The sequence below is a fragment of the Brevibacillus gelatini genome (assembly GCF_050920745.1).
Classification (GTDB): domain Bacteria; phylum Bacillota; class Bacilli; order Brevibacillales; family Brevibacillaceae; genus Brevibacillus; species Brevibacillus gelatini.
Genome location: NZ_CP154342.1, coordinates 1,095,839 through 1,120,119, shown reverse-complemented (window position 1 = coordinate 1,120,119; position 24,281 = coordinate 1,095,839). Strand labels below are relative to the sequence as shown.

The following is a 24,281-nucleotide window of genomic DNA, read 5'->3' as shown; positions in this document are numbered from 1 at the left end:
TTCCAAACGACCTTCGTCTTCCTATTGTACAACATTCGCGTTCCCGCGCCGGGCTTCCTTGCTGTCTTTCTAATCCTTGCCGTTTTTCCAGTAATCGTAGGCGTGAATGGCATGGCCCATGAACGAAGTGTACGGATCCAGCGCTTTTGTCACCTGTTGCAGTTGCCGATGCATCTCGCCCATTCCTTCCTCGTAAAACGTAATTTCGTCTCCTTCATGGCTCTCCTTCGTCTCGACGGCAACGACGATCTTTTTTCCGATGCTCTGCGCGTATTTCACCTGACTTTCTACCAGGCCGACGATGCGATCCGCCCGATCGCGAAAAGCCATTAGCGTCGTATGATCCAACTGCTCGATCATCCAGTGGGAAAACGGTATGTCCGGCTTGCCCGGCACAGGCGTACGGTCCAGCCAGGCGGCGAGATCGACGCTCGCTTCCAGCTGTCCGTCCTGCTTCGTCGCTTCGACAAATGCCTGGATGTTTGCCATCCACTGGCGCAATACGCTGTCTTTATTCTTGCGCCAGACCGGCATCACATACGGCTCAATATCGAGATGGATGCCCTGAAACTGTTCGCCTGTCTCCACCGCCTGATTGTACGCCTTCACCCAGTTGACGAGCTTCATGATTTTCCCTCTGCTCTCTGCCAGTGCCCAGACCGGATGGCCGCCCATGGCGTGCACCTCGATGCCTGCCGCTCTCGCCTCGCGGACAAAATCGCGGTAATAGGCGTAGGGCTGCTCCAGGTCCAGACGAACGTAGAGCAAATTGACGCTGTTTTTTTTCGCAAAGGCGAGAATTTCCTTCTTTTCCGTGCCGATCAGCTCAGCCCGCCAAATATAGGTGCCTTTGTAGCGCTCTTTTTTGACCGGATCCACGGGGGCAGCCTCCTTCCAATAGCGGTAGTCATGGATCGCGATACCGGAAAAGGACGGGTGGTCGCCCAATTTTTCGGACAAAAGCGCAAGCTGACGGTTCATCTCCTCTGCGCCTTCCTCGGCAAAGGAAGCGTGGTCATCGCTGAGCTTTTTTATGTTGACGGCAATCATGACCCGCGTTTTTAGCTTGTCCGCTTCCTTCAGTTCCTCTTCCACCAGCGCGAGGATGCCGTTTTTCCCGGACAGCGTATCGCGATAGGCCATGATGCACACCGTATCAAACTGCTCGATCATCCATTGTGACACCGATACAGACTGCTCGCCCGGAACGGGAATATCATCGAGCCAAAAGGCGAGTGCCACGCTTGCCACAAGCCCGGGCTGTTTTTTCACTTCGCTCGTAAACGCCTGCACATTGGCTTGCCACTCCCGGATCAGCCGCTCGCGATCCGTCTCCCAGAACGGCAGCAGGTATGGCTGGATGTCCAGCTGAATGCCGCGGATGCGTTCGTCTTCGGCCGCTTCGAGGTTGTAGTTTTTTACCCACTTGACGATGTTCATCAGCCGCTTCTCGTTGCTTTTAAGCGCCCAGGCAGGATGACCGGCCACGGCGTGAACCTCCACGCCCATTGCATTCGCTTCGCGGATAAAGGCGCGGTAGTAGTCAAACGGCTTGTTCATTTCGATTCGCAAGTAAATCAGGTTGATCCCGTTGTTTTTGCAAAATTCAAGAATTTCCTGTTTTTCATCTCCGACGATTTCGGATTGCCATATCCACGTGGCTTTACTCTTTTTTTCCGCCGGGGAAAAGCCGAACAGAAAGCCGAGCGTCAGACAGAGAACACTAAGGTAGATAGGCGCGGCTTTCATTGAACTAGCTACTCCTCTCGTTGGCTTCTATGCTGCGTTTCCAGCTTTCGTAGTCGTGAATGGCGCTGCCTGCGAACGCCGGGTTGCCGGACAGTTCCTCTTCCAAAATGGCCAGCTGGTTCTTCATCTCCGCCGGACCGTCAGCGAAAAAGCTCACATGCGCCCCTTCCGCCGATTCCATCATGTTGACCCCGACGATCACCGAGCCTTTTTTTTGCGAGTTGGCGTCGGCTACGATCTTTTTCACAATCTCGACAATGCCGTTGTCCCCCCTGGCGCGGTTGCGGTACGCCATCAGCGTGATGCTGTCGAGGCGCTGCACCATCCAGCTGCTGACTTTTTCCGGGCTGTCCGGGACGGGGACGGAATCAATCCAGAACGGCAAGTCTGCGCCTACCGCCAGATCGGTGTCCTTCTTCGTCTCGGCGACGAGGTACGCGACATTTTTCAGCCATTGGCGAACGACTTCCTGCTGCGACTCCTTCCAGGCGGGCAGCAAGTACGGCTCAATGTCGACGTGGATGCCCGCAAAGCGCTCGTTCGCTCTCACGCTCCTGTTGTACGCCTTCACCCAGGAGATCAGTTCGTCGATGCTTTGGCGATTCTTCGTCAGCGCCCAGTTCGGATCACCGCCGAGCGCCTCCACCTGGATGCTGGCCTGTCCCGCTTTGCGGATGAACGTCCGGTACGCCTCTGGCGACACAGCAGTCGGCTCTACGTGGAGGTAGATCAGGTTGACGCCGTTTTTTTCGGCAAACGCGATCATTTCGTCCGTCTGCGTCTCGATCTGTTTCGCGTCCCAGATCCAGGTGGCTGTCGTCAGGGCAGAACGGGAATGGTTCGAGAGCACGAGCATGAAGAGAGAGGCTGCTGCCAAAAGCGCAATCCCGGCCCACAGCGGCCCGTATTTTCGCAGCACCCGCATCAGTTTCGGCCGTAATCCTGTCCGTCTCTCGTCGCAGCCACCTCAGCTTGTCCCCTGTCTGAGTACGTGCTCCCGTCAAACGAGGAAAACGGCGGAACTCGCGTGTAATCCTCGACGACCATGTCTTTTACGTGCGCATGCGGCCCCACCTGGCAGCCTTCCCCGATCTGCGTTGTGCCAAGCAAAAACGTCCCTGGGTACAGCACCGTATCGCGCCCGATCGTCACAGTCGAATCGATATACGTAGCGGCCGGGTCGATCATGGTCACACCGCTTCTCATGTGGCGCTCGTTGATGCGCTTGCGCATGAGCCGCTCCAGATGGGCGAGCTGCACGCGGTCGTTTACGCCTGAGCCTTCCTCCGGGTCTTCGGTAACGTGCGCAGCCACCCGCTCTCCCTGCTCCTGCAAAAGCGCCAGGACGTCCGGCAAGTAATACTCGCCCTGCGCGTTTTGATTGGAAACGTTGGGAAGGGTCGCAAACAGCTTTCGATTATCGAAGCAAAAGATGCCCGTGCTGATTTCGTTCACCTTTTTTTGTCCAAGGGTCGCATCCTTTTCCTCGACGATTTTGCGGACATCGCCGTTCTCGTCGCGAATGATTCTTCCGTAGCCGGTCGGGTCTTCCACGATGGAAGTCAAAACCGTCGCTGCCGCCTGCTTCGACTGGTGGTAGTCGAGCAGCCGCCGCAGCGTTTCGCTTTGCACGAGCGGCGTGTCGCCATTGAGCACTAGCGTTACGCCGTCTTGCCCTGCGAGGATGTCTTTGCTCATCCATACGGCGTGTGCCGTGCCGAGCTGCTCCTTCTGCTGTGCGTATTGCACGCGGCTTCCCAGCTGCTGCTTCACGGCTTCGGCCCCGTGACCGACAACGACAACCAGGTTATGCAGAGACAAAGGCTCCAGTGCCCCGACGACATGCTCGATCATCGGCTTGCCGCACAGCGGATGCATGACTTTGTACAAGGTAGAGTTCATTCTCGTTCCTTTTCCGGCTGCGAGAACGACTGCGTGTATGTTCATCCTGTCGCCTCCACTCCGGCCAGTCTGCTTGCCGCAAACTGGCCTTGCTGGATTTGCTGTTCAAAGTATGGCTTCAATTCATCTGTCAACGTGTGGATCATCATGTTCAAATCTACGTCTTTCCTCTGCACGCCCAGTTGATAGGCCTGGAGCATGATCTTTAGCAAAATCTCCTGGTTCAACTCCCGCTTCGAGGTACTCATTTGCTCGTTCCTCCCCGTGATCCCGTATTGTGGTTCATAGCAAAGGACGAATCCGCTTACTCTACCGTTACACTTTTTGCCAGGTTGCGCGGGCGGTCGACATCGTTGCCCAGAGCGACAGACGTATAATAGGCGATGAGTTGCAGCGGAATGACGCCGAGCACCGGGGTAAACAGCGCGTCTGTCTTCGGAATCAGGCAGACGTCATCCACCGAGCGATGCAGGTCGATGTGCTCATCGTGGGTGATGCCGAGCACGTTGGCCCCGCGCGCCTTCACTTCTGTAATATTGCTAATCATTTTTTCGTGCAAAGCGTCCTGCGTGGACAGGGCAATCACCCTTGTCCCTTCCTCGATCAGCGCCAGCGTGCCGTGCTTCAGCTCGCCTGCGGCATACGCCTCCGAATGAATGTAGGAAATTTCCTTGAGCTTGAGCGAGCCTTCCATGGAGACGGCGTAGTCGATCCCCCGGCCGATGAAAAACAGCTGGCGCTCGTCCTTGATCGTTTCGGCAAACTGGCGAAGCTGGCTGGCATGCGCGAGAATCTCCTCCACCTGTCCAGGCAATTGCTGCAAGCTCTGAATCAGCGAAGCAATCTCGGCTTGGGCAAGTGTCTCTTTTTCCTGTGCCAGATACATGCCCCACAAGTAGAAAGCAATAAGCTGCGAGGTGTACGCTTTCGTAGAGGCGACGGCGATTTCCGGTCCGGCATTGGTCGTGATGACCTCATCCGCCTCGCGGGCAATCGAGCTGCCGACGACGTTGGTAATGGCGAGCACGACAGAGCCGTTGCGCTTCGCTTCCCGCATCGCCGCGAGCGTATCTGCCGTCTCACCGGACTGGCTGACGGCAATCGTCAATGTGTTTGGCCCAAACAGCGGGCGGCGGTAACGAAACTCGGAAGCTACGTCGACCTCGACCGGGATGCGTGCAAGACTTTCGATGACATGCTTGCCGATCAGGCCCGCATGGTAAGCTGTGCCGCAGGCGACGATGTAAATTTTCTCGATGCTGCGAATCGTATCGGTCGACAAGTGCAGATCGGGAAAAACAATCTTCTGTCCGGCTTCGTCGATCCGGCCCGTCATCGTGTTGCGGAGGGCGCGCGGCTGCTCGTGGATTTCTTTTTCCATATAATGCGCGTAGCCGTCTTTTTCCGCCTGCTCCTTGTCCCATTCAATCCGGACGAGATCGCGCTGTACCGGCTCGTCTGTCCCCAGACTCATGACCTGCACCGAATCTCTGGTCAGGACAGCCAGGTCGCCGTCCTCCAGCACATAGACGTCGCGGGTGTGCTCCAGAATGGCAGGAATATCAGAGCCGATAAAGTTCTCGTTTTTGCCAACCCCGATAATCAACGGACTTGCCACGCGGACTGCGATCAGCTTGTCCGGCTCATACTCCGACATGACGCCAAGGGCAAAGGCGCCGCGAATTTTGCCAGCCACCTTGCGCACCGCAGCGAGCAGGTCGCCGTCGTATTCGCGGGACAAAAGGTGGACGATCACCTCTGTATCGGTCTCCGAGCTGAACACGTAGCCTTGCTCGATCAGCTCCTGCTTGATCTCCAGGTAGTTTTCGATAATGCCGTTGTGCACGATGGAAAATTTTTGCGTCTGGTCCACGTGAGGGTGAGAGTTCTCATCCGACGGCCGTCCGTGTGTCGCCCAGCGCGTATGGCCGATGCCGATGGAGCCGGAAAGCCCGGACTGTTCGGTCTTCTCCACGAGGACGTCGATTCTGCCTTTTGCCTTGCGCACCGCGATTGACTCGCCGTCGCAGACCGCGATGCCAGCCGAGTCGTAGCCTCTGTATTCCAGCTTTCGCAGGCCGTTAATCAAAATGGGTTGTGCCTGTCTATACCCGATGTATCCCATAATTCCGCACATGTTTGTCCTTCCTCCTTCGGTCTTGGTTGCTTGTGTGTGACGCTCGCCCGCCGATCAGGCGAGCAAGCTCACAACTTCCTTTTCCTCCTGAATGGCAACGGACGTGCCGATGCGATAGACGTTCGGGTTGGTAATGCCGTCAAAAGCGTTGCGCGTATCAATAATCGCGACACCCAGATCGGCAAGCTCCTGGTAGCGGAAGCAAGTATGGTTGGTGATGAGCACCATGCAATCGTATGTTTTGAACAGCTCGTAGTCGTTTTCAATCGAGGTGACGACCTGTCCCTTTTTATTCACGAAGCTTTGCGCATACGGGTCGTAGTAGTCGACCTGCGCCCCGCTCTTTTTGAACAGCTCGTAGATTTCCAGTCCGGGCGATTCGCGCAAGTCGTCGACATCCGGCTTGTAGGCCATGCCCAAAATGAGAATGCGCGAGCTGTTGATCGCTTTCGCGTAAATATTGAGCACCTGTGCCGTCTTGTTCAGCACGTAATCCGGCATGTTGTCATTGATCGACTGGGCAATTTCGATGAACTGGCTGTGGAAACGGTAGCCTTTTGCTTTCCACGACAGATACATCGGATCGAGAGGTATGCAATGCCCACCGATTCCGGGTCCCGGATAAAACGGCATGAACCCGAACGGCTTGGTCGATGCGGCCTTGATTACCTCCCAAACGTTGATGCCCATTCTGTCGCACATCATCGCCATTTCGTTCATGAACGCGATGTTGACGCTGCGGAACGTATTTTCCAAAAGCTTGGACATCTCCGCCACTTTTGGCGAGGAAACCGGGACGACTGTTTTGACCAGGCTGCCGTAGAGCAGTGTCCCAAGCTCCATGCAACGCTCCGTCGTACCACCGATGATTTTCGGGGTGTTGTAGGTGTTGAACTTGCGATTGCCCGGATCGACGCGCTCAGGAGAGTAGCAGAGGAAAAAGTCGACACCCGTGGTGTAGCCGAGCTTTTCCAGCTCGCGCCCGATCAGCTCTTCGGTCGTTCCCGGATAGGTCGTGCTCTCCAGTGTGATGAGCAGCCCTTTGCGCATATGTTTTTTGATTTGCTCCACTACATTCGTGATGTAGGACGTATCCGGGTCCTGATTCGGGCTGAGCGGTGTGGGAACGCATATGCTGATCGCATCCAGCTCTTCGATGGCGCGATAGTCCGTCGTCGGGAAAAAGCGCCCCGTCGCCAGGCATTCCTGCAAGGTCTCGTTGGAGATGTCTTGTACGTAGGACTCTCCTTTTTTCAAGCTCTCAATTTTACCGGCGTGCAGGTCGATCCCGACCACGGTGTACCCGCTCTTGACCGTCTCTATCGCGAGCGGCAGCCCGACATAGCCAAGACCAATCACCCCGATTTTCGCTGTCTTATTGCCAATCAGTTGCTGGAGTTCCTCGTATCTTTTCATCCTCGTTTGTCTCCCTTTCCCTATCTGAACTTTTTATGAAATCAAGCGTTTGACTCTGGCTTCCAGCTCAACTGGCGAAAATGGCTTCGTAATGTAATCAGAGGCGCCCAGGGCGAACGATTTTTGCACATCTTCCTCCAGCCGTTTGTCTGTCAGCACCATGATTTTGCTCATCGCATGCTGACCGAGATGCCTGATTTTTTCGATCAACTGATAACCGCTGATGACAGGCAGGTTCAGGTCGGTAATCACCAGGTCGTAGGCGGCTTCGCGAAACTTTTCCATGCCGTCCATGCCGTCGTGGGCAACCGTTACCTGGTAGCCTTTGCGCTGCAAATAGATGCGCAAAAACTCGTTGACCGTCTCATCCTGATTGACGAGCAGAATGCTGGCTGGCTCCTGCTGGCGGTTCGCAGCGTGCTGCTCGTACACCTTGATGCTTCCAGGCTCGCTTACGTCCTTCATCTCCTGAATCATCCGCATCAGCATTTGCGCCGAGGAACGGGAGCTTTCCGGGAAGCTGGCGATCAGCATTCCGCCTGTCAAAAGCTTGCGGCCGAGCAAGTAGTCTTTGACTTGCAGCGCGTAAAAATGGGTATCCGCAAGCTTTTTTTGTTCCAGCAAAATGCCGAGGATATGTTTGCTTTTGTCATGCGCTGCATGTATCGTCATGGTGTCTGTCAGCTGTGCTTCCATATCCCTTTTGACCAATTCCAGCGACTCTGCGGAAAAGTTTTTGCAAGCTGCCAGGATCACCCCGCACGCCATGCGGTTCTCTTCCATCTTGCTTAGCAGCTCATAGAAAGCAGGTACGAGATTACTCATCATCATGCCTCCAGACTGGAAATGTTTTTGCTGTTTTTGGGCTGCCAGCTCGTCCGCGTCATCGTTCCCCACGAGTTGTTGTTGCGCAAATATTCAATGTGTCCCAGGAATCGCCAAATGACGCCGATTTGCCGATAGCCAAAAAACATGAGTATGGTATAGAAAAGCATTTTGACGATGTCCCGGAAGCGCGGGTATCGCCGAAACGCGATTTCCTCCAGCAAGATCGAGCCAATCCCCAACAGCACGCCATACAGCACGTTGAGCAGGCCGTAGATCAAAAGAATGTGACTGTTCGTCATGTCCAGCAACGTATATCCGATAAGCGCGAGCAGACCCGTGATGCGAAAGTACGGATTCAACGTTTCAAACAAAATGTTGAAGGGCAGTGTCAGCATCCCAAACACCTTGTATTTCGGGCGTAATACCATGTTTTTTCCGTATTCGATCATGTTTTTCAGGTTGCCGCGCCCCCATCTGCGGCGCTGGCTGCCGAGAATCTTCCATGTGTCAGGCGCTTGCGTCCAGCAGACGGCATCTGGGCAAAACGCCACCCGGTACGGCAAGTTGTTTTCCAGCATGTATTTGTGCAGCTTGATAATGATGTTCATGTCCTCGCCGGGATACCCGCCGCGATAGCCGCCGACCTTGACCACGTAGTCTTTGCGGAACACGCCGAACGCACCCGAGACGATAATCAGGCCGTTGATCGCGCTCCAGCCGATCCGTCCTCCGAGAAACGCCTTCAAGTATTCGACCGATTGCATCATCGGCAAAAACTTGTCCGGCAAACGAATGTCTTTGACGACGCCGTTTTCGATCTTGCAGCCGTTGGCAATCCGGATGTCGCCGCCGATCGCCACGGTTTCCTCCGGGTTTTCCATGTATACCTTGGCGATGCGGATGAGCGCGTCTTTTTCCAGCAAGGAATCGGCGTCTATGGAAGCGATCAGCGGGTAATGCGACAGATTGATGCCTGCATTGAGCGAATCGGCTTTTCCCCCGTTTTCTTTGTCGATCAAATACAGATTGGGGAACGCCGGATTGTGGTAAACTCCCCGCACGCGCGAAGTTTGCAGCAGCGGCTGGACAGGCATGTGCCGGGAGAGCGTAAGCGAAAATTCCTCGATCAGCACTTGCAGCGTATCGTCCTTCGATCCATCGTTGACGACGATCACTTCGTAGCGCGGATAGTTCAAGGCGAGCAGTGACCGGACATTTTCGATGATCGTCAGCTCTTCGTTGTACGCCGGCACCAGAATCGAGATCGGCGGTACGTGCTCGGAGCCGGACAATGCCTGGAACCGGGAGTAAAGGGAGTTTTTCAGAATCCCCATGATGCTCTTGAATGAAAACATCATGATGACGAAGTACAGGGAATTGATCGCGATGACGTAGTACATCGCAAACATTCCGTAATAGAGCAGAAACTCTCTCATGCTGGCCTCCTTTCTATTAGCCTTCCATCACCTGAACCGTGGAAATGTTTTTTTGGCAAGACTTGCGGTACAGATGCAGCTTTTCGTTGTACGCCAGCTTCTCTTCCGTGCTTGCCCCTTGCTCCAGGCGAAGCTTTTCTTTTTCCAGATCGTCCAGAATGATTTGGTGCGCCATGTCGACTTTGTCGCCGAAGCGCTCTTCCCGCAAAATCTCGCACAGCGCTGCAAAGCCTGCTGTGTGCAACTGGGCCAGACTGCGCGCACTGTGATAGCGCACCCACCAGTGACTGTCCCCGACCGCTTTTTTCAGCGCGGGAATGTAGTCGACGAGCTGCAAGGTTCCAATCGCTTTGGCGATCAGGGCGCGTATTTCCCAGTCTTTGTGGGACAGGAAATCCTTGACTGTCTGTTCGCTCAAATACCTGACGTCGCGGCACATGAGCTTCACAGCCTTGATGCGCACTTCCTTGTCCGGCGACATGACCAGCTTGGGCAAGGTCGGCTCCAGCCCGGTTTGCGCGTGGACGGAGTAGCCGATCAGCCCGATTTTGACGAGTTCAGGGTCGTTGTCGCGGATCAGCTCGGTGTACAGCGAATTCGTATCCAACTGCGAGTCGCTGATGATGTCGACGATCAGCTGGTGGACGTTCTTCTTCGCCCGGACGACGAACTCTGCCATCTGCCGCAGATCGCTGTTGTCCCGTGCGCATTTGGCAATCGCCCGGGCAACGATGAACAGGCTCGGATCATTGGCGCTATTCTTTTGCAAAAGCGCGAGCAAATCCGCTGCGGCCTGCCGGGAGCGCATGACGCCCAGATTGTACGCGGCGTCGACTCGCGTCCATTTCCAGCCGCTTTTCAGCCGTTCGAGATCGAGGGCGACCAGCCCCATATCCTCGCACAGCCGGATCAGCTTTTCCCGATGGACGCCCGTAAAGCGCTCCATCAGCTCAAACAGCTGTTTCTGGATCAGTTGCTTTTCTTTTTGCGTCGGTTCGCCGTAGGGGAGCTTCAGGCGCTCTTCCTCTTCGCTGTAGGCCTGCAGGTAGACGAAGTAGTCCCGGTATTTTTCCTGGCAGCGCCGCGCCTGTTTTTCTGCCGATATATTCCGCAGCTTCAGTGCGAACAACGCAAGCAACCCCAGCATGATTAATCCGCATAGTGCGTACACGAAGCCAATTGCTGTCGCCAATGGTGTCTGCACGTTTGCCACACTCCTATCCAACCTTTTACGGTTGCGATTTGTCTTTGTCTGCCACTGGGGCATCTATCTCTTTGAATGCTTGCTGGATGATGGCATAGCTCTGTTTTTTCCGCTCGTGATAGCCGACCTGCTCCCACGCTGGCCACGAATAGAGGGGGAGCTGTGTCAGCGGATAAGGAGAAGGCCACTGGCTTTTGCCGACGATGCTCTTCGTCGCGCGGTCTGTGAGAACCGGCAACAGACGAATCCCTTTTGTCGTGGTTGTCGCAAAGCGCTTGCCTTCATCCTGGTAGCTCATCACCGTAAGCGAGCTCGGGTCGGTAAAGCCAAGCAGCATCCACGGCACTCGCAGCTCGATCACATCGCCTTTTGCCTGCCAGGCTGTGCGCGAGTCGTACTGCGGGTCTGCGGCATCCGTCGTTCCTCTTAGCAGCCTGCCGACCACGACCTCTTCCAGCGGGTAGTATTTTTTGCTGTCCGGCGGCTCCATTTCCAGTCCAACCGCAAGCTTCCACGGCTTGAAAATGCCGGAGTCGTCCTGCTGCTCCTCTGCTTTCACTTCAAGCATCCCGTACCGTTTGCCGTAGAGGCGCGTGTGAAAATCGTAGTTGGCGGCAATCTGGATTTGGCTTTCCTCCGGTTTTCCCAGCTCGATCAGCGTCTCCAGCCCTTCGTCGAGCGTAAGGCCGGGGAGCTGTGCCGCGTGTTTGTTTCCGCCCGGAGTCGTGTCCACGCCCAGGTACAGCTTTTCTTTTTCCGGGTCAAACGCATGCGCCAGCTTGACGAGCACGTACACGTAGCCTTCGTCGTGCGTCATCCAGACTTCGTCAATGCCGGGAACGCGGATGTCGAGGCGCTGCTTTTCCTCCGGCTTGAGCTGATCCCAGTCGGTGCGGTCGCCGTCAATCGTGAGCACGCCTTCCTTGCCCGGATACATCCCCAACACCCCAAACAGCGACTCGTTCGTCAGCATGTTGAGCCAGAAGGAGCGGCGGTCTTCCGGAAGCTCGAAGCGCATCGTGTTCCACGTTTTTTTGAACCATTCGTCCTGCCAGACGAACAGGATGCCGCCCGCGTAGCCCTCCTGGTGAATCTCGCGCAACAGCGCTGCGTCAATCTCTCCCTGCTGCCGCTCGGAATGCCCGCCCTGATGGCGGCCGAGATTGCCGAGGTGGGCGACACCGATGGATGCCGGAACACCAAACTCCGTCACCATGATCGGCATGTTTTTGTGGTGCTCCTTCAAAAGCCGCAGGTACGCTTTGTACGAATCGACCTGTCCGGCGTCGTTTTTCACCTGCTGCAAGGCCGGATCGTAGCGGAACAAATCCGGGTAGTACGGATACACGTGGTAGGAAGCGAAGTAGCCTGCCTCCCAGTTTTTCGGCTGGATATGGGTCGGATCGACGCTGACGAGATCCTCGTGATACAGCGGTTCGCCCGGATGGGAGAGCGGATCGGTAGTCACCCAGTTGGTGAACGTCATCGGGTGCTGCCAGCCGTACTTGCTCTCTTCTGCTGCAACAGTGTCGACCATTTCCGCAAGCCACGTCTCAAAGGCGGTCGCCTCTGCCGTCGCCTGGAAATACGTGCCCTGATACGGCGGCAGCTTTTCGTGCAGGCGGTTGGTGTTTTGCACCATGACAGGGTCCCATTCTGTGCCTGTATGCCAGCCGATCAGGTACTTGCCCGCATTGGCGCGGTATGTACCGCTCGCTTTTCCTGATTTTTCAGGGAGCGTGACTTCTCCGTACACAGCGCCGACTGCATCTTTGATCTCTGCCCGAAACTGTTCGCGAATTTCGGGCAAGTAGGCATCTTTCTTTTCGATCAAAAGTTCCTCCGGGCTCCAGATGCCTTGCATCAAGTAGAGCGGGTCTCCCGGTTTTTTGCGGTTGTACTCCACAAGCGCCTCGTAAAAGACCGGAGGATGGATGGTATAAACGCGGATGACGTTCGCTCCCATCTCGTCGATCATGGCGAACCAGCGCAAGTAATCGTCTTTGGCAATGGGCAGCTCGCCAGGATAATGCCCCGGCAGGGACGCCCCCAGATTGACGCCTTTGGCAAAGAACGGCTGCCATCGCTCATTCTGGAACACTTCGATCTGCTCGCCTGACGTACGAAATTTCAGTTGCACGCCCGCCGTCGTCTCCATGCTCTCGACCCGGTCCGCGTCCCAATACCACCAGAGGACGCTTGCTCCTGCCAGCATCAAGGCAGTGAGACTCGCCCAACGCCAGCGCCATTTCTTTTTGGATTCCACTTCTCGTCAACCTCCGCTATGTTGCCGCAAGCCATCTGCCCAACACAGTCATGACCGTTTTGGCGATAGCAGGCGGTGAACGGATTTCTCTCGCCCAAACGTCATTGTCATTGTAAACATAGGGGACAATCGTTCCCATAGACGGAATTCACTAATGTCCATTTGGCGATTTTGTAAAGAAACTGTAATGGAATGGCAGATTCGCCCCCATCGTCCTACATTTTTTGGTGCGAAGTCCTGCAACCCGCTCGTCCATCCGGCCCATATTTTTCTAACCATTAGGTATATGTACTTGACGCTTGAATTTTTTTCTTCCATGGAAAAATGGTAGGTTGCTACTATTTGGAAATTGTTGAAAAATGCTACTATCCTTTTTTCTTTACACCAAAAATACAGGAGGATGGTTGGAAAGGCGGCTTCGGGACAGAAAATGGCCCACAAGCTGCGTGCAGGAGGGACTGTAGCTCTATCACGAGCGTCCGGGTTTTCGCCGCCACACGCGGGACCACAAAAAAAGACAATCCCCCGCCTCCATGAGACGGTGAGATTGCCTTTTCCCCTCTTGCTCGCTTATGCCATTTTGTTCAAGAAAATTACAAAGTTTTCATTCCTGGCTTCCAGTTTGCAGGGCACAGGCCGCCTGCCTGGAGAGCTTGCAGGACACGGAGTGTTTCGTCTACGCTTCGGCCCACGTTCATGTCTGTTACGACCTGGTAGCGCAGGATGCCGTCCGGGTCAATGATAAACAGGCCGCGATGGGCTGCGCCGGTTGCCTCGTCGAGAACACCGTAAGCGCGGGCGGTTTCTTTGGTGAAGTCGCTTGCCAGCGGGAAATTGATTTCGCCGATTCCGTTCTGGTCGCGCGGCGTTTTGATCCAGGCGCGGTGTGTGTGCACGCTGTCGGTAGACACACCCAGCACTTCGCAATCGAGGTCTGCGAATTCTTCCATATTGTCGCTGAAGGAAGTCACCTCAGTCGGGCAAACAAAGGTGAAGTCGAACGGCCAGAAGAACAGGATCAGCCATTTGCCCCTGTAGTCAGCGAGCGTCACGCGCTCATCCAACGTCTCCATGTTTTTGGTAGTGAGCATGTGAAAGTCTGGTGCCGGTTTTCCTACTTGCAGTTGTACAGTTGTTTGGGTAGTCATGATAAATCGCTCCTTTTTCACGGTTGTATGTGGTCTGTCACAAAAAATTGGCTGGGTAGCGCGACAGGCTGGTTACTGCGCCGTTTCCTCCAGGGCAGCCAGCACTTTTTTGATGCGGTTCGGGTTGAAGCCCAAAATTTTCTTTTCGCCGATGACCGTCAACGGTACAGACATCACCCCGAGACGGCTTAGCTCTTGCGCGTATTCTTCCTTTTCGTCGATGTTGCGCTCTTCAAAAGAAATGTTTTGCTCAGCCAGATACGTTTTCAGTTGCTTGCAGAAGCCGCAGTTCGTGCTGGAATAGACGATTGCTTGTACCATGTCAAACTCTCCTTTTTTTGTCGGGGATTATTTGTATTGGGGAACCAGTTTGGAACGTTTGTTGATGTACTTGTCCACAGCCATTGCCGCAATCGCGCCGTCTGCCGCAGCCACGACCGCTTGCTTGACCGGAGTTTTGCGCACCTCTCCTGCTCCGAACACGCCTGGAACAGAAGACTGCATGTATTCATCGAGTATCATGAAGCCTTCGTCATCGAGCGGAACCTGTCCGTCGAGAAAATCCGTCCCCGGCTTGCTGCCGGACAGAAAGACGAACACGCCGTCTACCAAAAGCACTTCCTCGTCGCCTGCCGCATTGCGGATGCGCAAACCTTCTACTGTATTGGCGCCGACGATCTCCAGCGGGCGGGTGCGGTACAGGAAGTCTGTTTTCGGCAACTCCGGCACTTCATCCACGCCTTGCAGATCGGCGCGCGGCACCACAAATGTAATCTTGTCCGCAAACCTGGTTAGCGCATGGGCTTCCTCCAGCGCTTCCTCCGTATCGCCGATCACGGCTACATGCTTGCCTTCATAAAAGGCTCCGTCACACGTCGCGCAAGTGCTGACACCGCGTCCGAGCAGAGCTTCCTCTCCCGGCAGCATGCGGTTGCGCCCTTTTGAGCCAGTCGCCACGATGACGGCTTTTGCTTCAAACGTGCCATGCGCGGTAAAAATGCTTTTTACCTCATCTTCTACATCGACCGCGGAAATCGTCGTCTGGATGAATTCGGCACCAAAGCCCTCCGCTTGCCTGCGCATTTTTTCGAGCAGTTCTTTTCCTGTCCATTCGCCTTCCACTCCGGGGTAGTTGGCGATTTTATGCGTCAGGGCCAGCGCCCCTGTCCCTGGTGCTTTATCGATCACAAGCGTCTTCAGATTCCCTCTGGCTGTATAAATCGCAGCGGATGTACCAGCCGGACCGCCGCCGATGATGATGACATCGTACATGAACGGCTCCCCCTTTCTCTCAGCTAAATTAAAATTATTATCATCTAGGAACGATTATCATTTTACTAGATACAAAATAAAAATCAATATCTTTTTATAATAATTTTAAATAAGTATTTTCCATGGGCTGATCTTCCACCCATTCATATGCCTCATCTGCCGGACGAAAATGTACAACTACTCCCTATTATTTTGCAATTCCGAATACAATCGGACGCGTTGACGAATCAAGCCATTCAGGATAAAGTACGCCTATCACTGGAACGCACAAAAGCAAAAAAGCCAAAAAGCGCAAAAGTGCGAAAGCGCACGTGTCTTTGCTTGCTGCACGCTTGCGTTAGCCTGATTTTGCAAGGAGTTGCCACCATGAACAAATCCATTTCTTTTTCGCAAAGCATCTGGGTTCTCTTGGCCATCTTCGGCATCCTGTTTCCTGCCTTGTTTTGGGGGAAGGTAGAGCCGCACATGCCTCTTTTTGCCGCCACGATTGCGGCAGCCACGCTCTTGCGTCTGTTCGGAGTGCCGTGGAAGCAGATGGAGGAAGGGCTGGTCAAAGGCATCCAGACCGCGATTGCGCCCATGCTGATCCTCTGTCTGATCGGGATGTTGATCGGGGTGTGGATGATGAGCGGGACCGTCCCGATGATTTTGCACCTTGGCATCTCGCTGATCTCGCCGGAGTATTTTACGATCAGCGCCCTCTTTTTGACCGTGGTCGTCTCAAGTGTCACCGGCAGCACGTTTACGACGATCAGTACAATCGGCGTCGCGATGATGGGCGTCTCGACCGCCCTGGGACTCGATCCGTTGATGACAGCCGGAGCCATTATTTGCGGGGCCTGCTTCGGGGATAAAATGTCCCCGCTGTCAGACACGACCAACTTTGCGGCAGCGATTGCCGACGTCTCGCTGATGAATCACATCAAATTCATGTCGCACACCGCGATTCCCGGCCTGCTGATTACGGCGATTTTCTTCGCCATTCAGGGACAGTCCGCCGACGTCAGCCTGGAGGCGATCCAGGAAATCCAGACAGTGCTTGAGCAGCATTTTTCCCTGGGAATCATGACGCTTTTGCCTGCTGCTGTCGTGCTCATCTGCTCTGCCCTGCGCAAGCCGATTTTGCCGACTCTCGTCTTCGGGATCTTGAGCGGGATCGCAACCGCCGCTCTTGTGCAAGGCGTTCACTCCCCCGTCGTATGGATGAACGTCATGCAAAACGGCTTCGCCAGCGAAATCGCCAACGAAGCCGTTGCTTCCATCGTCAATCGGGGCGGACTGTTGTCCATGACCTGGTCTCTCGCCCTGATTCTTATTGCCTTGTCTCTCGGTGGAATCCTGCAGTACAGCGGTGTGTTTGAAGCCCTGTTTGCAGGCTTGATCCAGCGCATCAAAAAAGCGGCAGGCATGGTCGGTCTGGCCGGTTCGTCCTCCATCCTCGTCAATCTTTTGACAGGGGAGCAATACTTGTCGATCCTGCTTCCGGGACAAATGTTCCACGATGCCTTTGTCAAGCAAGGGATCGAAGGCAGACGGCTTTCCCGCACACTCGAAGACTGCGGGACGCTCGTCAACCCGCTCATTCCCTGGGGCGTCAGCGGGGCCTTTTTCACCTCTGCCTTGCACGTGGCGACAATCGACTACTTGCCCTATGTGATCTACCTGTGGATCTCGCCGCTTTTGACCTTCCTGTTTGCGCTGCGGCAGCCAAAAGCGAAAGCACAAGCCTAGCCTGTCGCATACACGGTCGTACAATTTTTCCCTCTGCGCTTGGAGCGGTACAGCGCCTCATCTGCTGCCCGCTTCAAGCCGTCTGCCGTGTCGCTGTGGTCAGGAAAACGCGCGATGCCGACACTGACCGCAATCGGGATGCAGCAATTATCCTGCAATAACGGGTGCATCCGCAAAAAGTCGCGGATCGCCCGCACCTTTTCTTCCGCTTCCTTCATTGTGGCCTTTGGACAAAGCAGCATGAATTCGTCCCCCGCATAGCGGTAGGCTGTATTTTCCCGCCCTGCCACGACCTTCATCGCCTCGGCGATTCTTCTAATCAGCTCATCTCCTGCGTGGTGCCCGTAATGATCGTTCACCGCTTTCAAGCTGTCCGAATCCAGCATAATCAACGCCAGCGGGGAGCTTTCTTTTCCCAGCCACTTTTCCAGATCGCGATGGAACGCCCGATAGTTGGCCAGTCCCGTCAGTTCATCCTGAAACGACATCTGGTACATGCGCTTGTACAGACGCGCCGTCTCGATTGCGCTCGCCACCTGGAAGCCGATGATCTTCAACAGTTCCTCGTGCTCCTTTTTGTAGGCAAACTCGCGATAGGACTGTGCCGAAATGACGCCCTTGATCTGATTCCCCAGCATCAGCGGCACGAAAATACAAGTGTTCGTGTCGATCTCCGGGCAGCCCCAGCGAATCATTTCCGGCTCGCACGGCTCGTTCTTCAAAGTTCGGATATGGATCGTTTGCCGTGTCTCAATCACCCTGGAGACCATCGCCTGGCCGTACGGAATCGTCATCGGACCGTAATTGACGCCGTTGTCGATGCTGATCGGGATTCTGATCTCGCTGTCGCCCTCGTCATAAAAGGCGATGAAAAAGGCATCGGTGCTCATCACGCGGGAAACGAGCTCGAACGCCTTCCACAAAATCTTGTCTTCCTCAAACGTCTTCGCAAAAATATGGCTCAGGTCGTGCAAAATTTTCATGTGCTCCGCTATCCACATCATCTCGGACACCTTGTCCCGCAGTTCACTGATTTTTTTCAACAGTTCCTTGTGCCGTATCCCATCTTCTGCTGACAACACCGTGTCAATCTCGCTGGCTACCGCTTCGATCTCCCTCTGGTCCACGGCGTCAACTCGACTGAGCCAGCCGCTGTAACGCTCCAGCAGCTGTCTTGCGTACGCTTCTCTTACAGCGTTGTTATCATGCATGTACAACCCTCCGGTTATTGGGTACGCTTACACTTTTTTCTCATGATAGCGATCTACTGCTGCGCGAATGGCCTGCAAAACCGCGCCCTGGCCAGGGGCGAGAAAACGCTCCTGGATCGTCTGCGTAATCTCCTGCATCCCGCCTGCCACTGACTTGCCCACGAGCAGATTGACCAAAAACTCGCTCGTCTTGTCCATGACAAACGTAAAGCTGGCGTCGCATATGACACCGTCATCGGCGTCTATGATGAGCACACAGCCAACCATTGTGGACACCTCGTACAACGTCGTCCCTTTTGGGATTTGCGCAAATCCCGCTGTCAGCACCGTGTTTCTGTTTTTCCAATCAGCCACCTGCTTGTCCTCCCCTTTGTCCTTTGTCCCTCTCTAGCTGATGACAGGCAAACATACCTCCACTGTCGTTCCGATTCCTGGCGTGCTCATCAGTTGCAATGTTCCGCGATGGTTTTCGATGATTCGGCGGCTGACCATCAATCCGAGCCCGGTGCCCGTCTCCTTCGTGGTGAAGAAAGCCTCTCCCAGCCGGGACAACTGCTCCGCCGGTATGCCTACCCCATTGTCCTCGAAGCGAATGACGACTTTGTCCCCCTCGCACCAGAGACGGATGACGATTTCCCCGCCGCCTGATGTCGCCTCGATACCGTTTTTCAAAAAGTTGATAAACGCCTGCTTCAACTGATTTTCATCACAATGAATCTTGGGCAACGGCGACTCCAATGCGACCTGAATGGTTACTTTTTGCAAAATCGCTTCTGTCTCCAATAACGTGACAACATGGGTAATCAGGTTGGTCAGGTCGTGCACTTCAAACGCCGATGCGTGCGGCTTCGCCAGCACCAACAGCTCGCTGACGATCAGCTCGATTCGCGCCAGTTCCGAGCTCATGATGGAAAAATACTCCTGCTTTCGCATGCCGTCCTTTTCCATCAGCTGGACAAAGCCTTTCAAGGAAGTCAGCGGATTGCGTATCTCGTGGGCAATCCCCGCCGCCAGCTGCCCCACCAAGGCGAGTTTTTCCGAGTTTTGAAAATATTCATGCGTTATTTTGCGCACTGTCACATCACGTATCAATATGTAATGGCACAGCTTGTCCTGAATGAGCACAGATGTCCCGCAAACCTCCACATCCGTACGTGTTCCGTCCAGACGAATCAGCTCCGCCTCAATCGGCGAAGTTGTCTCTCCCCGCTCCAGCCGCTTTTGCATTTCTTCAATCAAAGACATGTCGCGCGGGTGGAAAAAGGAAGTGAACGGATAGTGCAAAAGCTCCTTGTACCCTCGTGCGCCCACGAGCTTGATCCCGGACTGGTTGACGTACTTCAGTTTTCCCCCTTCGTATACAAAGGCCGCTTCCAGCGAGAGATCCAGCATCTTGCACATTTTCGCCTCCCTGCTGCCGGCCACGGCTTGCGACAGCTTCTGCACCATCGCGTAGTAGCCAATCGCGGCCCCTTCCGACAGGATCGCGCCATAGGTTATTTCGACAGGGATCGGCGGACCTGCCTTGTGAGCGAAAACGGTGCAAAAGGACATTGGCTCCCCGTTTCCTGCGCTTTGTGTCTGACGGCGTACCGCCTCCTGCTCCTCTTCAATGGCCAGCTTCCAAAACGGATAGCCCTCCCACTCTTCTGCTGAATAGCCTGTCAGCGCTTCACAGGCAGCGTTGCCCCTGCAAACGCTTCCTGATCGATCCAGCAAAAAGGCGGCTTGTACCATTTGCTCGAAAAAGGAGCGATAGAGAAGGCTGCTCCTGCATTCATGATCCAACAAGTCTTTCATTTGTGCCCCTCCCCTCCTGGGACGAGAAAACGGCTACTCCGCATGGCGGAAATAGCCTTAACCGTTCTCAAATGCTATTCATACCCAATTTTACCCTATTCCGCGGGCTGTTTCCATCCCTTGGGAATGCGAAATTTATAGATAATTCTTGTTCGATGACGAAAGTCCCTTGCTCAAGCGCACCATCCGTCCAATCAGCCTGCTTGGCTTTTCCCTCTTGACTCTGCCGCCGCGTCAAGCTTTACGCTTGCAACCGAACAAAAATCCAGGGAGGATGATTTCATGAAAACGTTACTGATTAAAGGGTGCCATATTTTGACGATGGTGGAAAAAGAAAAGCCGTGGATCGGGGACATTTTGATTGAAAACGGGCGGATTGCGCAACTCGCACCGGCGATTGAAGCGTCTGCTGACAAGGTCATTTCCGCAAAAGAAATGGTCGCCATGCCCGGACTTGTCAACGCCCACAATCATGCCAGCATGTCGCTGCTGCGGGCTTTTTCCGACGACCTGAAGCTGATGGACTGGCTGGACAAAAAAATGCTGCCTGCAGAAGCGCGGATGACGCAAGAGGACATATACTGGGGAACGATGCTCGGGATCGCAGAAATGATCGCCTCCGGCACGACGGCTTTTGCCGACATGTACGTGCACATGGACGCCGTAGCGGAAGCCGTGCGCGACAGCGGAATCAGAGCTTCCCTGACGCGCGGGCTCGTCTTTTTGCAGGATGACGGCGGCCGCCGCATGACAGAAGCGCTGGATCTGGTCGACAGATGGTCTGGTGCGGCAGACGGCAGAATCACCACCATGCTCGGCCCGCACGCCCCTTATACATGCCCGCCCCAGCCGCTGAAAGAAGTCGTCGATCTCGCCAGAAGCCGCCGGATTCCGCTGCACATCCATCTGGCGGAAACCCGCGAGGAAGTGGAAAAAATTCGCGAGACGTACAACCAGACACCTGCCGAGTATTTGCATGAACTGGGAACGTTTCACGAAAATCACGTCCTGCTCGCCCACGCTGTCCACTTGAGCCGGGAGGACATCGGACGGTTGCGCGGCATGAGAGGCGGCGTCGCGCACAATCCCGTCAGCAATCTGAAGCTCGGCTGCGGCATCGCTCCTGTAACGGAGCTGCTCGCCCAAGACGTCACTGTCGGCATAGGCACCGATGGCGCAGGCAGCGCCACGACGCTTGACATGTTTGCGGAAATCAAGGCGGCATCCTGGCTGCAAAAGCTGCACTACGGCGATCCGACGGTGCTGCCTGCCGAGCAGGTGCTGCGCATGGCGACGATCGAGAGCGCGAAGCTGCTCGGGATCGAACACGAAGTAGGGACATTGGAACCAGGCAAACGAGCCGACCTCATCCTGCTCGACCTGAAAAAACCGCACCTCGCCCCGCTGCACGACCTGCATTCGCTCATCGCCTACAGTGCGACAGGCGCAGATGTCGATACCACTATCGTCAACGGCAACATTTTGATGCAAAACCGCACGCTGCAAACGATCTCCTGGGAGGACGTATATCGCCAAGCCACAGAGCGGGCAAAGCGGCTCGTCGCAGGGCTGTAGTCTGAACCCGCTCACAGGTTCAGCACACAGAACGAAACGGCAAGATAGATGGCAAAAACGCTCCACTGCAAATACGGGATCAACAGGGACGAGGCAATCTTGTCCAGCGGACGAATGACCCGGATCAGCACCCAGGTCGAGTACAAAATGAGGATCGTGTCGACGGCAGCCAAAAACGGAACGTGCAGCTTGTAGAACAACAGCGTAAACAGCTGATGAAAACTCCAGTTTATCCCGTACAGGAGCAAAAGCTCCCCATTCATTTGCTTGCGGCGAACAGCGATGACGACAGATGCGGCAATGAGCACATACAAAATAAGCCAGACGACGGCGAGCACATGGTCGGGCGGCGTGCCTTCGGGCTTGGTCAGCGAATCGTACCAGGCCCCGCCCCCCGGAAAGGCGAGGCTCGCCAATGAATACAGGACGATCACCGCAAAAAACAGCAGCGTATGGTACAAAAAGCTCATCGAGACATTCCTCTCCTTTTTGCCAGGCTCTCTTTCTTCTATTTCCATGTCTATGAGCGACGCTACCATTTTCATGCCATTTTTTCAGAGATTGCCCTGCTGCCTTCTTAGATCGAATCTGGAAAAAGGAAAACCGCTTGTCTCGTTTTTTTCGGACAAGCGGTTTTTTGGCAAAAGACTGTGCTCTTGCAGAATTTCCAGCCTACAGACGTGCGCTCTAGCAGATTCGCGCTCTTGCAGGCTACGGCAGGCGCAAAATCTCGCCCGGCTTGAGAGCCTTGCCTCGAATATCTTTTTCCGCCAGAGTCGCAACAAACGCCTCTCCATCCTGTTTGATCGGCGGGAACGTATCGTAATGAATCGGCACGACGTAGTCGGCGCCGAGCCACTCGGCGGCAATCGCAGCATCCTCCGGCCCCATTGTAAATACATCTCCAATTGGCAAAAACGCCAGGTCGATATTGTGGCGCTCTCCAATCAGCTTCATGTCGCCAAACAGCCCTGTATCCCCCGCGTGGTAGATCGTCTTGCCGCCCAACTCGATCACAAAGCCGCCTGGCATCCCCATGTAGACGATCTGCTGCTGGTCATCCAGCACGACGCCGGAGCTGTGGAAAGCCTGTGTCATTTTCACTTTGCCAAATGGCAGTGTCACGGAGCCGCCCAGGTTCATCGAAACGGTTTTTACACCTTGCCAGCCAAGGTATGTAGCCAGCTCGTGCGTCGCAACGATGGTGGCATCGTTCGCCTTTGCCAGCTCGACTGCGTCGAGAATATGGTCCTGGTGTCCGTGCGTCAGCAGGATGTACTGGACGCGGATGTCCGCAAGCGTCGTTTTTGCCAGCGGATTTCCCGAAATAAACGGGTCAATCATGATCGAATGACCTTCACTGGTCAACTGTACGGATGAATGTCCGTGAAACCGGATTTCCAACATGGTATCCCCTGCCCTCTCATCATTGGTTTGTTCCTCTACCATGTTACCATGTGCGGGGGCGGGAATAAAATCCATCTGTGCACACCGGGAAAACAAAGGAAGAGGCCGTCGATCGCTCGACAGCCTGAGGAACAACTCCTAAACTTAGCAGTTGTGGTCGTGTTCTGTAACGGCAATAATTTGCGAATCACGAATGATCGTGCGACGATTGTTATCATGCTCACGCAGAATAATGGTGCTGGATTTTACTTCGATCAGCTTGCCGAAAAAGTTGCCATTTACAGTCTCAACCTTTACGTTTTTCCCTTCAAAGCGTTTCACCTGATCTCTGAATGCCATGGTCAATCCCTCCTTCTGTAAGCATCCTATGTACATTTGGCATAGCCCTACTGAGCAAATACACAGACAAACTGAAAATGTACTTGTACCCGTCCGTCATTTGTCCAACTCGCGCGTACAACTGGGAAAAAGACGAGTTCACCAGCACATCATTCGAACGGTGCAGGAATTTGTCGCACGATTCCAAAAGGAAATTGTTGTTACGCACAGAAAGGGTAAAACAGGAAATTCATGTACGGCAGGAGGGATAAGCATGGGAGAAGTCATTGAACTTGTAGCCAGAGAGCGTACCTATAGCGGCAGGGAAGTTGCCGAGATGCTCGGGATCGGTGCGAGCACACTCCGCAAGTGGAGTATGCTGCTGGAGCAGCACGGCTATTGGTTCGTGCGGGACAATCAAAATCGGCGCGAATACCGCCAGATGGATGTGTCCTGCCTGACCCGCTTTTACGAACTGACCAAGGATCAGCTCATCCCTCAGGAAGAAGCGGCGCAAATGATCGTCAGCCAGAACGGCACAGAAGCAGCGCAACGCGAAACGGCTGTTGCTCTGGCCCCTGCTTCTCATCCCGCCGCAGTTGAAGATGCGCTGGAAGCATTGGACGTCATCGACGAAAAGCTGCACGCGCTGGCGCTGCATGTGAAGCAACAGGATGAAACCCAGCAGGCGCTGCTCGCGCGTCTGGAAAAGCAGGAGGCGTACATCCGCAGCAGCCTCAAGGAACGCGACCGCCGCCTGACCAAAGCGATGAACGACATCCTGGACGCCAAAGTGCAGTTGGCCAAGCTCAAGGACGCCGAGCGGAAGACGTCTATTTGGCATAAGTTGTTTCGGTTGAGTTAGGTGTAGCGGCAGGAAG

General features: G+C 54.7%; 22 protein-coding genes. 3 read left to right on the top strand and 19 right to left on the bottom strand.

Annotation, left to right across the window (positions count from 1 at the left end):
- Positions 1-69: 69 nt before the first annotated feature.
- The 13 genes from AAFJ72_RS05705 to AAFJ72_RS05645 form a co-directional block, all read right to left on the bottom strand.
- Positions 70-1,749: a hypothetical protein gene (locus AAFJ72_RS05705; protein ID WP_432776385.1), complete on the bottom strand. Its 1,680-nt coding sequence runs from the start codon at positions 1,747-1,749 to the stop codon at positions 70-72.
- Positions 1,750-1,753: 4 nt separating this feature from the next.
- Positions 1,754-2,674, bottom strand: coding sequence for a hypothetical protein (locus AAFJ72_RS05700; RefSeq protein ID WP_122904771.1), 921 nt, complete (start codon positions 2,672-2,674; stop codon positions 1,754-1,756).
- A complete protein-coding gene (glmU, locus tag AAFJ72_RS05695; protein WP_122904770.1) occupies positions 2,674-3,696 on the bottom strand; it encodes a bifunctional UDP-N-acetylglucosamine diphosphorylase/glucosamine-1-phosphate N-acetyltransferase GlmU in 1,023 nt (340 codons plus the stop codon). The genes AAFJ72_RS05700 and glmU overlap by 1 nt, the downstream gene beginning before the upstream one ends.
- The gene (locus tag AAFJ72_RS05690) at positions 3,693-3,899 is read right to left on the bottom strand and encodes a hypothetical protein (RefSeq protein WP_122904769.1); all 207 of its coding nucleotides are present in this window, start codon (positions 3,897-3,899) and stop codon (positions 3,693-3,695) included. The genes glmU and AAFJ72_RS05690 overlap by 4 nt, the downstream gene beginning before the upstream one ends.
- Before the next feature lie 56 nt (positions 3,900-3,955).
- On the bottom strand, positions 3,956-5,788 hold the full coding sequence (gene glmS, locus AAFJ72_RS05685) for a glutamine--fructose-6-phosphate transaminase (isomerizing) (RefSeq protein ID WP_432776384.1): 1,833 nt from the start codon (positions 5,786-5,788) through the stop codon (positions 3,956-3,958).
- A 54-nt stretch (positions 5,789-5,842) separates the two neighbouring features.
- Positions 5,843-7,204: a nucleotide sugar dehydrogenase gene (locus AAFJ72_RS05680; RefSeq protein ID WP_432776383.1), complete on the bottom strand. Its 1,362-nt coding sequence runs from the start codon at positions 7,202-7,204 to the stop codon at positions 5,843-5,845.
- A 33-nt stretch (positions 7,205-7,237) separates the two neighbouring features.
- Positions 7,238-8,029 carry a response regulator transcription factor gene (locus AAFJ72_RS05675; protein ID WP_432776381.1) on the bottom strand — a complete coding sequence of 264 codons (792 nt, stop codon included), beginning with the start codon at positions 8,027-8,029 and terminating at the stop codon, positions 7,238-7,240.
- A 2-nt stretch (positions 8,030-8,031) separates the two neighbouring features.
- A complete protein-coding gene (locus tag AAFJ72_RS05670) occupies positions 8,032-9,468 on the bottom strand; it encodes a glycosyltransferase family 2 protein (RefSeq protein WP_432776380.1) in 1,437 nt (478 codons plus the stop codon).
- A gap of 16 nt (positions 9,469-9,484) precedes the next feature.
- On the bottom strand, positions 9,485-10,672 hold the full coding sequence (locus AAFJ72_RS05665) for a HEAT repeat domain-containing protein (protein WP_432776379.1): 1,188 nt from the start codon (positions 10,670-10,672) through the stop codon (positions 9,485-9,487).
- Positions 10,673-10,697: 25 nt separating this feature from the next.
- Complete coding sequence (locus AAFJ72_RS05660) at positions 10,698-12,938, bottom strand: hypothetical protein (protein ID WP_432776378.1); 2,241 nt, start codon at positions 12,936-12,938, stop codon at positions 10,698-10,700.
- A gap of 593 nt (positions 12,939-13,531) precedes the next feature.
- Complete coding sequence (locus AAFJ72_RS05655) at positions 13,532-14,086, bottom strand: peroxiredoxin (protein WP_122904763.1); 555 nt, start codon at positions 14,084-14,086, stop codon at positions 13,532-13,534.
- 72 nt (positions 14,087-14,158) lie between these two features.
- Positions 14,159-14,407, bottom strand: a complete 249-nt coding sequence (locus AAFJ72_RS05650) for a glutaredoxin family protein (RefSeq protein WP_122904762.1) — start codon at positions 14,405-14,407, stop codon at positions 14,159-14,161.
- Between the two features lie 27 nt (positions 14,408-14,434).
- Entirely contained in the window at positions 14,435-15,358 is a 924-nt protein-coding gene (locus tag AAFJ72_RS05645; protein WP_122904761.1) for an NAD(P)/FAD-dependent oxidoreductase, read from the bottom strand.
- Positions 15,359-15,724: 366 nt separating this feature from the next.
- On the opposite strand from AAFJ72_RS05645, the gene nhaC reads away from it, so the two are divergent.
- Positions 15,725-17,089, top strand: a complete 1,365-nt coding sequence (nhaC, locus tag AAFJ72_RS05640; protein ID WP_432776377.1) for a Na+/H+ antiporter NhaC — start codon at positions 15,725-15,727, stop codon at positions 17,087-17,089.
- Here the strand turns inward: nhaC and AAFJ72_RS05635 are convergent.
- From AAFJ72_RS05635 to AAFJ72_RS05625, 3 genes are read right to left on the bottom strand one after another with little or no spacing between them, the layout of a single operon-like run.
- A complete protein-coding gene (locus tag AAFJ72_RS05635; RefSeq protein ID WP_432776376.1) occupies positions 17,086-18,300 on the bottom strand; it encodes a sensor domain-containing diguanylate cyclase in 1,215 nt (404 codons plus the stop codon). The genes nhaC and AAFJ72_RS05635 overlap by 4 nt on opposite strands.
- Before the next feature lie 27 nt (positions 18,301-18,327).
- Positions 18,328-18,654 (bottom strand): DUF3870 domain-containing protein, encoded by a 327-nt coding sequence (locus tag AAFJ72_RS05630; protein ID WP_122904758.1) that lies wholly within the window; start codon positions 18,652-18,654, stop codon positions 18,328-18,330.
- A 33-nt stretch (positions 18,655-18,687) separates the two neighbouring features.
- The gene (locus tag AAFJ72_RS05625; RefSeq protein ID WP_432776375.1) at positions 18,688-20,100 is read right to left on the bottom strand and encodes an ATP-binding protein; all 1,413 of its coding nucleotides are present in this window, start codon (positions 20,098-20,100) and stop codon (positions 18,688-18,690) included.
- A 282-nt stretch (positions 20,101-20,382) separates the two neighbouring features.
- Between AAFJ72_RS05625 and AAFJ72_RS05620 the strand changes: the two genes are divergently transcribed.
- Entirely contained in the window at positions 20,383-21,675 is a 1,293-nt protein-coding gene (locus tag AAFJ72_RS05620) for an amidohydrolase (RefSeq protein WP_432776374.1), read from the top strand.
- An 11-nt stretch (positions 21,676-21,686) separates the two neighbouring features.
- Here AAFJ72_RS05620 and AAFJ72_RS05615 read toward each other — a convergent pair whose 3' ends face one another.
- The 3 genes from AAFJ72_RS05615 to AAFJ72_RS05605 all read right to left on the bottom strand — a co-directional run bounded on the left by AAFJ72_RS05615 (position 21,687) and on the right by AAFJ72_RS05605 (position 23,421).
- Entirely contained in the window at positions 21,687-22,145 is a 459-nt protein-coding gene (locus tag AAFJ72_RS05615) for a TspO/MBR family protein (RefSeq protein WP_432776373.1), read from the bottom strand.
- Between the two features lie 241 nt (positions 22,146-22,386).
- Positions 22,387-23,082, bottom strand: a complete 696-nt coding sequence (locus AAFJ72_RS05610) for a metal-dependent hydrolase (protein ID WP_122904754.1) — start codon at positions 23,080-23,082, stop codon at positions 22,387-22,389.
- Between the two features lie 144 nt (positions 23,083-23,226).
- Positions 23,227-23,421: a DUF2642 domain-containing protein gene (locus AAFJ72_RS05605; RefSeq protein WP_122904753.1), complete on the bottom strand. Its 195-nt coding sequence runs from the start codon at positions 23,419-23,421 to the stop codon at positions 23,227-23,229.
- A gap of 253 nt (positions 23,422-23,674) precedes the next feature.
- Between AAFJ72_RS05605 and AAFJ72_RS05600 the strand changes: the two genes are divergently transcribed.
- Positions 23,675-24,265, top strand: a complete 591-nt coding sequence (locus AAFJ72_RS05600) for a hypothetical protein (RefSeq protein ID WP_432776372.1) — start codon at positions 23,675-23,677, stop codon at positions 24,263-24,265.
- Positions 24,266-24,281: the final 16 nt, after the last annotated feature.

Bases quoted from the DNA above. Each gene is read 5' to 3' on its own strand.
- glmU (WP_122904770.1), bottom strand. From the start codon at position 3,696: ATGAACATACACGCAGTCGTTCTCGCAGCCGGAAAAGGAACGAGAATG.
- AAFJ72_RS05655 (WP_122904763.1), bottom strand. From the start codon at position 14,086: ATGACTACCCAAACAACTGTACAACTGCAAGTAGGAAAACCGGCACCA.
- AAFJ72_RS05680 (WP_432776383.1), bottom strand. From the start codon at position 7,204: ATGAAAAGATACGAGGAACTCCAGCAACTGATTGGCAATAAGACAGCG.
- AAFJ72_RS05675 (WP_432776381.1), bottom strand. From the start codon at position 8,029: ATGAGTAATCTCGTACCTGCTTTCTATGAGCTGCTAAGCAAGATGGAA.
- AAFJ72_RS05690 (WP_122904769.1), bottom strand. From the start codon at position 3,899: ATGAGTACCTCGAAGCGGGAGTTGAACCAGGAGATTTTGCTAAAGATC.
- AAFJ72_RS05620 (WP_432776374.1), top strand. From the start codon at position 20,383: ATGAAAACGTTACTGATTAAAGGGTGCCATATTTTGACGATGGTGGAA.
- AAFJ72_RS05670 (WP_432776380.1), bottom strand. From the start codon at position 9,468: ATGAGAGAGTTTCTGCTCTATTACGGAATGTTTGCGATGTACTACGTC.
- AAFJ72_RS05605 (WP_122904753.1), bottom strand. From the start codon at position 23,421: ATGGCATTCAGAGATCAGGTGAAACGCTTTGAAGGGAAAAACGTAAAG.
- AAFJ72_RS05610 (WP_122904754.1), bottom strand. From the start codon at position 23,082: ATGTTGGAAATCCGGTTTCACGGACATTCATCCGTACAGTTGACCAGT.
- AAFJ72_RS05645 (WP_122904761.1), bottom strand. From the start codon at position 15,358: ATGTACGATGTCATCATCATCGGCGGCGGTCCGGCTGGTACATCCGCT.
- nhaC (WP_432776377.1), top strand. From the start codon at position 15,725: ATGAACAAATCCATTTCTTTTTCGCAAAGCATCTGGGTTCTCTTGGCC.
- AAFJ72_RS05700 (WP_122904771.1), bottom strand. From the start codon at position 2,674: ATGCGGGTGCTGCGAAAATACGGGCCGCTGTGGGCCGGGATTGCGCTT.
- AAFJ72_RS05650 (WP_122904762.1), bottom strand. From the start codon at position 14,407: ATGGTACAAGCAATCGTCTATTCCAGCACGAACTGCGGCTTCTGCAAG.
- AAFJ72_RS05615 (WP_432776373.1), bottom strand. From the start codon at position 22,145: ATGAGCTTTTTGTACCATACGCTGCTGTTTTTTGCGGTGATCGTCCTG.
- AAFJ72_RS05705 (WP_432776385.1), bottom strand. From the start codon at position 1,749: ATGAAAGCCGCGCCTATCTACCTTAGTGTTCTCTGTCTGACGCTCGGC.
- glmS (WP_432776384.1), bottom strand. From the start codon at position 5,788: ATGTGCGGAATTATGGGATACATCGGGTATAGACAGGCACAACCCATT.
- AAFJ72_RS05600 (WP_432776372.1), top strand. From the start codon at position 23,675: ATGGGAGAAGTCATTGAACTTGTAGCCAGAGAGCGTACCTATAGCGGC.
- AAFJ72_RS05635 (WP_432776376.1), bottom strand. From the start codon at position 18,300: ATGCATGATAACAACGCTGTAAGAGAAGCGTACGCAAGACAGCTGCTG.
- AAFJ72_RS05625 (WP_432776375.1), bottom strand. From the start codon at position 20,100: ATGAAAGACTTGTTGGATCATGAATGCAGGAGCAGCCTTCTCTATCGC.